11 protein-coding genes are annotated in these 8,639 nt (G+C 35.2%); 3 read left to right on the forward strand and 8 right to left on the reverse strand.

The features are described 5' to 3' along the window. Window positions 1-120 precede the first annotated feature (120 nt). Window positions 121-1,035 (forward strand): hypothetical protein, encoded by a 915-nt coding sequence (locus tag H6G48_RS25455; RefSeq protein ID WP_190723821.1) that lies wholly within the window; start codon window positions 121-123, stop codon window positions 1,033-1,035. A 55-nt stretch (window positions 1,036-1,090) separates the two neighbouring features. Next, complete coding sequence (locus tag H6G48_RS25460; protein WP_190723822.1) at window positions 1,091-1,513, forward strand: DUF29 family protein; 423 nt, start codon at window positions 1,091-1,093, stop codon at window positions 1,511-1,513. A gap of 26 nt (window positions 1,514-1,539) precedes the next feature. On the opposite strand, the gene H6G48_RS25465 is transcribed toward H6G48_RS25460, so the two are convergent. The 3 genes from H6G48_RS25465 to H6G48_RS25475 are packed head-to-tail and all read right to left on the reverse strand — an operon-like array spanning window position 1,540 to window position 5,302. Beyond that, window positions 1,540-2,871: a protein kinase domain-containing protein gene (locus tag H6G48_RS25465; protein ID WP_190723823.1), complete on the reverse strand. Its 1,332-nt coding sequence runs from the start codon at window positions 2,869-2,871 to the stop codon at window positions 1,540-1,542. Further along, a complete protein-coding gene (locus H6G48_RS25470; protein WP_190723824.1) occupies window positions 2,868-4,484 on the reverse strand; it encodes a protein phosphatase 2C family protein in 1,617 nt (538 codons plus the stop codon). The genes H6G48_RS25465 and H6G48_RS25470 overlap by 4 nt, the downstream gene beginning before the upstream one ends. 17 nt (window positions 4,485-4,501) lie before the next feature. Beyond that, window positions 4,502-5,302: a vWA domain-containing protein gene (locus H6G48_RS25475; RefSeq protein ID WP_190723825.1), complete on the reverse strand. Its 801-nt coding sequence runs from the start codon at window positions 5,300-5,302 to the stop codon at window positions 4,502-4,504. A gap of 248 nt (window positions 5,303-5,550) precedes the next feature. Here H6G48_RS25475 and H6G48_RS25480 point away from each other — a divergent pair, with 248 nt between their 5' ends. Continuing rightward, entirely contained in the window at window positions 5,551-6,915 is a 1,365-nt protein-coding gene (locus H6G48_RS25480) for a helix-turn-helix domain-containing protein (RefSeq protein WP_190723826.1), read from the forward strand. Between the two features lie 72 nt (window positions 6,916-6,987). Here H6G48_RS25480 and H6G48_RS25485 read toward each other — a convergent pair whose 3' ends face one another. The 5 genes from H6G48_RS25485 to H6G48_RS25505 form a co-directional block, all read right to left on the reverse strand. Continuing rightward, on the reverse strand, window positions 6,988-7,275 hold the full coding sequence (locus tag H6G48_RS25485) for a type II toxin-antitoxin system RelE/ParE family toxin (protein ID WP_190723827.1): 288 nt from the start codon (window positions 7,273-7,275) through the stop codon (window positions 6,988-6,990). Window positions 7,276-7,277: 2 nt separating this feature from the next. Then, window positions 7,278-7,484, reverse strand: a complete 207-nt coding sequence (locus H6G48_RS25490; protein ID WP_190723828.1) for a hypothetical protein — start codon at window positions 7,482-7,484, stop codon at window positions 7,278-7,280. 254 nt (window positions 7,485-7,738) lie between these two features. Next, complete coding sequence (locus H6G48_RS25495; RefSeq protein WP_190723829.1) at window positions 7,739-8,023, reverse strand: type II toxin-antitoxin system RelE/ParE family toxin; 285 nt, start codon at window positions 8,021-8,023, stop codon at window positions 7,739-7,741. A gap of 5 nt (window positions 8,024-8,028) precedes the next feature. Next, complete coding sequence (locus tag H6G48_RS25500; protein WP_002750830.1) at window positions 8,029-8,244, reverse strand: hypothetical protein; 216 nt, start codon at window positions 8,242-8,244, stop codon at window positions 8,029-8,031. 83 nt (window positions 8,245-8,327) lie between these two features. Next, window positions 8,328-8,639 (reverse strand): photosynthetic reaction center family protein (locus H6G48_RS25505; protein ID WP_190723830.1); only part of this gene is annotated, 312 nt, incomplete at its 5' end.

Below are 8,639 nucleotides of genomic sequence, written 5' to 3' on the forward strand. Positions count from 1 at the left end.
AAAGAAAGAGTTACCCAGTTTTAAGGCACTAGGTAAGGATGGACTGTGCCGCTTACTGTTTTATGAGACTAGGCTTCTTTATCAACTTTTGACAGACAATTTGGTAAAGTGATTGAAGACATGACTCGACAACCTCACGACCAATTTGCCAAACAATACCTAGAAGAATTGCTGTCTCCTCTGGGAAAGGTGGAAGTTAGCAAGGAAGTGGCGGATGAAACCCGTCAGGTGGATATTTTCTTCTCTCCTCACCCTAATATGCGGGGAAATGCTCAATCTTTGGGTCTTTTAGGGCAAATGGTGACCACAAGCACTTTGCTTGAGCCTTTTCGCAATGCTCCCAGTCGAACGGAAATTCGCCACTGTATCTTAAAATTGTTTTCGATTTTCGCTGAACTTCAACGGAAAGGGAAACGGGAAAAAACTGAGTTAAACGAGGATGACTTACCTAAATTATGGATTTTGGCTACTTCTATTAGTTTACACATCCTAGAGAGTTTTGATGCTAAGTTAGAACTGGAAAACTGGACAGAAGGGATTTACTTTTTATCTCCTTCTCACCGAACGGCAATTATAGCGATTAATCAGTTACCTATTACCCCAGACACTTTACTGTTAAGATTGTTGGGACGGGGGAAAACCCAAAGCCAAGCGGTGAGAGAGTTGCTTGAGTTGCCTTCCGGCGATTCCTTCCGTCAAAATGTCATGGAATTATTGATTAGTTGGCGTGTGAGTGTTGAAATTAACAATCTTTTAGAATCAGAAGATAGGGAGGTATTTATGGCTTTATCTCAATCTTATTTAGAGTGGAAAGAGGCGACTAAACGAGAAGGACTTCAACAAGGACTTCAACAAGGACTTCAACAAGGACAACGACAAATTATTGAAAATTTAATGCAAGTGAGGTTTGGGGAATTGGATGAGTCTTTGATAAAAGTTATTGATGAGTTGCTTAAGTTATCACCGATGGAGTCTAGTCGTTTATTATTGGAGTCTTCACGGGAAGATTTAATCAGACGATTCCTCTCTGAATAAATTAATTATATCTGGACTTGGTTCAAAAAACGACTGAATTGATAACAGGGGCAATATGGAAGAATTGTTAGAATTAAAGGATTTACTTTTAGTAGGAAATGTTCCCGATGCCTTGCTCCTGGTAGAGGAAATGACAGAAATGAGCAAGGATGATAAGCTCAATAAGATTTTTAGCTTTAGTATTATTGTCTTATTACATCTGATTAAACAGCAAGCAGAAAAACTCAGTACACGCTCATGGGAAACCTCTATTTCTAATTCTGTTAGACAGATTCAACGCATTAATAAACGACGTAAAACTGGAGGAAATTATCTAACAATAGAAGAATTAAAAGAAACCTTAGATGATGCTTATTCTTCCGCTTTAAGACAAGGGGCATTAGAAGCTTTTGAAGGTATATATAAACCCGAAGAAATTGAAGCTATGATCGATAAAAATAAAATTATTAATCAAGCAATGGGGTTGATTTTAGGATAGGAGAACTGCACAGAATAATCAGATAGCTAATTAAACCAGTTCAAAATTTTGTTCCAAATAGATGATACAGATGTTGTAAGTTTCTTCCAAATATTATCAAATTTATCCCAAATGTTTTCATCTGGAATAGGTACTGGTGCTTCTTTTCGAGGTTGTTGATGGAGTTTATCCCAATCTGTTGGAGGTGGTGTTTTACCCGTGTCAAATTTATCCCAAGCACTTGATGAATTGGTTTCAAGTTTTGTCCAGGGATCTGAAGATGTTGTATTTTTTGGACTGGTTTGAGTTTGAACTCCGTTAGGGGAGAAAGTCCATCCTTGACTTGAGGGAGGAGGGTATGGGGATGGAGTAGAATTATTAGATGTAAAACCCCAATTAGTAGGATTATTAACTACAGGAACAGGTGAAGTAACGATTGGAATAGGGTTAGTAGGAGGCACAAAACTCCATTTAGCTCCTGTGTAATTGTTGACTAAATTTTCAAGAGGTTGTAGGTTTTCAATATTTGATTGTTGACAAAATTTCTCTAATTCTTGGATAAAATACACAATCTCAGGAGAAAGATTTTTAAGTTCTTTGAAAATCTTGGATGAATTAGGTTTAATTAGGTCTTTTTCGGAAAATATTAGTCTTTCTTCTTGTTGTATTTGTTGCCAATAGTTGGGATTTTCTGATAGAACAAGCAATGATAAATAAATCACTATTTCTGAGAAGTAGTCAGCTTTTGGACTTAATTTAGATAACTTATTTCTGTTAGGATGTTGATAACCGGGGAGTCCGTTAATATTGTCGGTTGCGTTGCTTAATTGAGGAACATATAAACTATCATAGTCAATTAAACATAGATCACCATTTTTACGCACTATAATATTACCGTGTTGTAAGTCTCCATGAGAAATATTATTTTGATGGAGAATTTTAACCATTTCTAAGAATTTTTCGGCAAAGTTACGGATAGAAGTCGGGTTATTAATATTATTAGATATAAAGTCTTTAAAGCTAATACCATCAACCCATTCCATTCTAATAATGGGAAATCTTTGTCCATTGACTAAAATTCCTTGTTCTTGGTAAGCAAAATCAACAAAATAAGGAAGTTGAACTGTTTTAAGATAGGCATCAATCGCCTTATAACGAATTTTTAGATCCCCTAAATCTTCTATCCAACATTTAAGGGCATATTTTTTAGGATTAGTTTGAATTTCATAAACAACGGCTTTTCCGCCATTATGAGACAGTAAAAAGTTCTGATTTTGCTTTTGCTTAACAGGCTTTCCTTGTTGTAAAATACCATCGTATATAAATCTATCAGGGTATTTTACGAATGTTTCATAGTCAGTTCTGGACGGATATTTCATTTTTTTACATACCCCACAAATGTAAATTTAGACCAATTGGGAAGGGAATCAAATTCAAGTTTTTTAAACTTTGATGGTTCACTTAATTGTCCAAAAACATACCCTTCTGATCCACTAGGAAAGATTCTCAGATTTGTCTTAGGAAAGATTCTCAGATTTGTCTTGGGTTTTATTTCTATTTCATCCCTTGCACAAGTATAACATTCATTCAAGATTGCTTGATTAGCATAAAGATCAATCTGAAATTTAATCCATTCCTCTCCTTCTTCTAAAATTAAAACCTGAGATGAGTCAGATAAAGCAGGAATAATAATTTCTTGAAAAGTTTGATCTTTGTAGATTTTAGTTCCTTTTTCAAGGTTCCTATATTTAGGTTCATATTTAGTGACTTGACTAGATGAATTTGAATTGCTTGATTGTTCAGTTTTTATACTATTTATTATGGTCGCAGTGGAGAGTATAGTTAAGATTATATTTACAGGAATAAAAACAAGGAGAAGATTACGGATTTCCTTAATACGGCTTCCCTTAATTACGGGGTCTTTCGTCTGTTGAGAAGCTGAACTCGTCGAATCGCGGGGCGTCATGGGTAAAGATGGCAGAGGTTGTAATAATGTTTGTAGATTGGAGCTTATTTTGGCAAAACAAGAAGTATCTTGTAACTTTTGATCACGAGTATTGTCTTCAGGTTTTTCTTCTACGTTTGAATAATTGTTTTCATCCTCTTTAGGAAACTGTTCAGTTTCATAACTTAAAGGTGAAACGATAGGAGGATTTCCTTCATTTTCTTTTATGGGTTGTGTAGACGAACTGGGAATTTCACGATCCCTGACTTCTAAAATCATTAAAGTGACATCATCATTTTTCATTTTTATTGTGTCATCATGTCTAGCAGATTTTACAAAATTCTCAAACTCCTGTTCTGAATTAATTTTAAGTAAAGTTGTTAAAATCTCTCTATCTCTTTGCTGTTCTGTATATTTAAAAATATATTCAGCTAGAGCGTCAGTTGCTAGTAGAAAATAAAGCTTATCTGAATGTTGTTTGTATTTTAATGGGATGTCTAAAAATTCTGGCTTATAATCATTATTATTTTTATGGTAACTTCCAAAATATCCAGGTCGATTATTAAAATCCGCTGATTTTTGCAATAAATAGGTTTTAATTAATTTATCTCCCTGAAAAATAAACAGACAGCTATCGCCAACAATAGATACTTTGGCTTGATTTTCAATAAATTGTAACCCAATAAAGGTAGATGTTGCTGGTTGAAAACCATTCAAACCATTGTAAATCTCAATCCAGGCAAAATTATTACCGCTTTTTGCTTTTTGTAATTCTGCTTTAACTTCTTCTAACCATTGTTCCTGAATTGGTTTAAGCCATTCTTGCCAATTGTTTTTATCAATCTGGGGATTTTTCCAAAAATAATCAACAAGAAGTTTTGACCATATACTTGAGTAAAATGATTGAGTTGCACCATCGGCGATCGCAAAACAATTCTTAGCTTCATTACAGCTAAAATTATCTTGACAACCGCTAATGGTTTCCATCTCTTTATGAGTTCTATGACTGAACCGACGGATGACTGAAACTTTATGATCAGATTGCATAATTAATGACAATAACTTTAGCGTAATGCTCCTTGAGAACCAAATTGAAGAAGTTTAATCAGTGCTTCAGCATCAGCATTAAAGATAAAACCTCTGGCATTAGGTTGAACATTAAAACCCGCATTTTTGGCACTCTCAGCAAGAGGCTCAGGAAGCACACTGGAAATATCAAACAAAAAGTTAGCAAATTTATTACTGCTAAAACCAGCATTGTCACTAGGTAACTCTATTTTCCCTGCTGATGCGTTAGAAATATGAGCATTCAAAACAATCACGTTACCGTCACTTGTTTTAAGTTGTGCTAGTTTTTTCGCTTCAGTAGTAGCAGCATTAGAATCATTAGGTTCTCCATCGGTTATATTAATAACAACGGGTGGAAAGCTATCGGGATGATTAGAAATAAATTTTTCTACCCCAGTATAAGCCTGTTTAAAGGCTTCAGCCATTGGTGTTCCATTACTTGCAGTCGGTTTCACAAACACTCGCATTACTTCATCCACTTCAACCAACCCACCTGCACCATCAGAGACTTTTCTCTTAAGGGTTGTTGTATCGGGATTTTTAGCCAACTCTGAGGCTTTATGTAGAAATAGTACATTAATACTTGCTCCATAGCCAACCGCCGCCACAAAACATCTGTCTTTAATCTCATTACCCGATGAACAAGCTGTAATAATTTCTCCGATGACTCGATTAACGGCTTTTGCGGCAAACTCTGCTTTATTTAAATTGGTGTATTTATCTGACATTGAAGCTGACTGATCAATCATAATCAGGATAAATCCAGGCTTGGCGCTACTCAGTTGTTCTTGATACATAACTTAAAGATTACTTCATTGATTTTTGAAAGGGAAAAGATGATCATGTCACCGCAAAATGGGCTATGATGACAATCTAGCAAGCAAATAGGACTAATTAGCTTGATTTACCTAACATCTCAGTATTGTAGCGTTTGATTTTAGTACAAAAGTAGGCTTTGGTACACAATTTATAGGTAGGTTATGGTACAGTCTTAGTTCCGTTTGGTATAATATATTGGATTAACCCTCTAATTTTTTAACCAGAAATGAATAATATTGACCAAGTTTTGCAATATGTTGATGATTTAATGTTTGAGAAAGTGGCGTCTCATCTGACACCAGTACAAGAAGCAATCTTGACAGGGGTTTGGCAAGGTCAAAAATATTGGCAAATTGCTCAATCTTTTAATGGTTGTAGTGAATCTCATATTAAAAAAGAGGCTGCTAACTTATGGAAAAAGTTGGGTAAGGTATTAGACGAAGATGTTAATAAAGATAATTTACGATCCAAGTTAGAAAGAAAATATCGGGTTTCTCAAGCTTATCATTCGGGGAATTGTTTGTTACAAATTGATAACATCAATATTGGTGGTCAAATTATTCAAACGACTAATGATAACCAAAACCGATCATATTCTTTACATAATAATAAATCTCCCATGATTGACTTAACAAAAGCCCCTGAATTAAGGTATAACTGTGGACGTAAGTTAGAAATATCAACCTTAAAAGAATGGCTAGATAATAAAACTCGATTAATTACCATTTATGGGTTAACCGGAATTGGAAAAACAGCTTTAACCCTTAAATTAGTTTCAGAAATTGCCCCACAATTTGATTATATTATTTATCGCAGTCTGGAAAATATTCCTCAATTAATCGCTCTCAAGGATGATCTAAAACAGTTTTTCGCCCAATCTCTATCAACCCCCTTACCTGATATAATAGATTATCTAAGCTCCTATCGTTGTTTAATTATTCTTGATGATGTGCAGAATATTTTTAAACTGGGGGAATTAGCAGGTAAATATTTAAACGACTGTCAGGATTATCATAAATTTTTTCATCAAATTGCTACCACATCTCATCAAAGTTGTTTGATTTTAATTAGTTGGGAACTTCCCAGAGATTTTGTCACCTTAAAATCCGATAAAATTAAAACTTTATACCTGCAAGGTTTAACAACAGAATTTGAAGAAATCTTCAAAGAATACGGTTTAAAAAATGAGGAGAAATGGACGGAACTGAGGGAACTTTATCAAGGTCATCCTAACTGGTTAAATATCATCTCCTCAACCATTATTGAACTATTTGATGGAGAAGTATCCTTATTTTTAGAACAAATGAAAAATGAAATTTATTTAGGAGATATAGAAGACTCGATCGAATGTCATTTACAGCGTTTATCCGCAACAGAAAAAAAGGTGATACACTGGTTAGCTAATCAAACTGAAGCGGTAGAAAAGTTTCCCAAAACTGCTAATCTTGACTTATCTACTTCTGAATTTTGGGCAACTATTCAGTCATTAATTAGACGCTGTTTACTGGATAAATTATCATCAGAAACCTCGTCCTATTTTCCTATTAATCCTGTGTTTAAATCCTATCTTAAAAGAAATCCTAACGATTAGGAAAAATTGATATTATTCTAAATATATGTGTACCGCAACGCAGAAACCCGCAGGATCGCTTTCCAGTATATCCTATTTTCTATACACCTGATCGTGACTACCAATATCAATTAACAAGATGATGACTTCTAAATATTCTCCATCTTCCGAAAAACTAAAAATAATTCGACAATCGTAAGCTACAGTACAAGACCATAACCCTTCTAAATTACCACTTAACTTATGGGTTTTTAAAGACAGTGTAAATGGGTCTTCTGCCAGTTTTCTAAGTACATCGAAAATTTTAGGTTTTAACTGGGTATTTTTCTTGATTAGCTTCTTAAACGAACGCTTAAACCCATCACTCCATATTAGATCCATTGTTAATCCTCATTCAAATCAGCAATCAAATCTTCTACGGTTCCCCTTCTGGCCGTTCCAGTAGCGATCGCCTGTTTCAATTCCTTAAAATTAGCTAAAATTTCTCTTTCTCTTGCTTTGGCTCTATATTGACACAAAATCTCTAATAATGACTCCTGTTCATCCTCTGATAAATTCTCAAAAGATTTGATCATTTCTTGCAAAGTCATCATTTTACCTCTTAACTCTCGATCAAAACCTGGGATCTCTTATTCTTTGTGTGATCAGTTTAACTTATATAGGAGCGATCAATCTTTGTGTCCTTTGTGTCTTTGTGGTTTGCTCCACTCGCTCGTCACCAGGACTGTATCTTAGAATACATTTTACCCACCAAACCTAAGAGAGCCAAATTTATCTTATTATAAATATATGTGTACCGCAACGCAGAAACCCGCAGGAGCACTTTCTAGTTTTTCCTATTTTATCAATACACTTCACCATGAGTACCAATGTCAAGTAAAATGATAACTTCCTCCTGGGTGTCTGGCTCAATTTTTATAGAAAAAATAATCCGACAATCATAACCACAAGAACAAGCTTTAAGTCCCGATAATTCCCCTCTTAATGAATGAGTTCCCAAGCTCAAAAAATAAATATCTTCCCTCATTTGTGCCAATGTCTTCTCAATCGCTTTCTGTCGTTGAGGATTTCTGAGAACAAACTTACGGAAAGTCCGCTTAAATTTAGGCGTTAAAACCAGTTCTCTCATAATATCTATTCTAAAGTTTCTCTCAATTCTCTCAGAATAATTTCTAGGGGTTGAGGTTTAAATTCTCCTTGATGAAAAGCATTAATTGACTCCCTAGCATCTCTGGCAATTTCTTGACGGCGAATATCAAGTAAACGATTTTGTAAAATTTCTAATAACATTTCCTGTTGTTCTAAAGATAGTTGCTCAACAGTATTTAAAGCTTGTTCTAAACTGATCATAATTTAACCTCAAAAAACCACCTTATATTCTAACAACAAAAAAGCACCCCCTCGCGGGAGTGCCTTTTCATTCAGACTAGGAATTAACCATTGATAGCGGGAGCAATCAGAGCTACAGGAGCCTGTTCACCACTAGCTAAGTCTAAGGGGAAGTTGTGAGCATTGCGCTCGTGCATTACTTCCATACCGATACCAGCGCGGTTTAATACATCGGCCCAAGTACCGATTACACGACCTTGAGAATCGAGAATCGACTGGTTGAAGTTGAAACCGTTGAGGTTAAACGCCATGGTGCTAACACCCATTGCCGTAAACCAGATACCGATTACCGGCCATGCACCCAAGAAGAAGTGCAGAGAGCGGCTATTGTTGAAAGAAGCGTATTGGAAGATTAA

It is taken from the genome of Microcystis flos-aquae FACHB-1344, assembly GCF_014698375.1.
Taxonomy (GTDB): Bacteria; Cyanobacteriota; Cyanobacteriia; order Cyanobacteriales; family Microcystaceae; genus Microcystis; species Microcystis aeruginosa.

What these genes read in the sequence shown, in the direction of transcription:
- H6G48_RS25455 (WP_190723821.1), top strand. Translation starts at nt 121, where the DNA reads ATGACTCGACAACCTCACGACCAATTTGCCAAACAATACCTAGAAGAA.
- H6G48_RS25460 (WP_190723822.1), top strand. Translation starts at nt 1,091, where the DNA reads ATGGAAGAATTGTTAGAATTAAAGGATTTACTTTTAGTAGGAAATGTT.
- H6G48_RS25465 (WP_190723823.1), bottom strand. Translation starts at nt 2,871, where the DNA reads ATGAAATATCCGTCCAGAACTGACTATGAAACATTCGTAAAATACCCT.
- H6G48_RS25470 (WP_190723824.1), bottom strand. Translation starts at nt 4,484, where the DNA reads ATGCAATCTGATCATAAAGTTTCAGTCATCCGTCGGTTCAGTCATAGA.
- H6G48_RS25475 (WP_190723825.1), bottom strand. Translation starts at nt 5,302, where the DNA reads ATGTATCAAGAACAACTGAGTAGCGCCAAGCCTGGATTTATCCTGATT.
- H6G48_RS25480 (WP_190723826.1), top strand. Translation starts at nt 5,551, where the DNA reads ATGAATAATATTGACCAAGTTTTGCAATATGTTGATGATTTAATGTTT.
- H6G48_RS25485 (WP_190723827.1), bottom strand. Translation starts at nt 7,275, where the DNA reads ATGGATCTAATATGGAGTGATGGGTTTAAGCGTTCGTTTAAGAAGCTA.
- H6G48_RS25490 (WP_190723828.1), bottom strand. Translation starts at nt 7,484, where the DNA reads ATGACTTTGCAAGAAATGATCAAATCTTTTGAGAATTTATCAGAGGAT.
- H6G48_RS25495 (WP_190723829.1), bottom strand. Translation starts at nt 8,023, where the DNA reads ATGAGAGAACTGGTTTTAACGCCTAAATTTAAGCGGACTTTCCGTAAG.
- H6G48_RS25500 (WP_002750830.1), bottom strand. Translation starts at nt 8,244, where the DNA reads ATGATCAGTTTAGAACAAGCTTTAAATACTGTTGAGCAACTATCTTTA.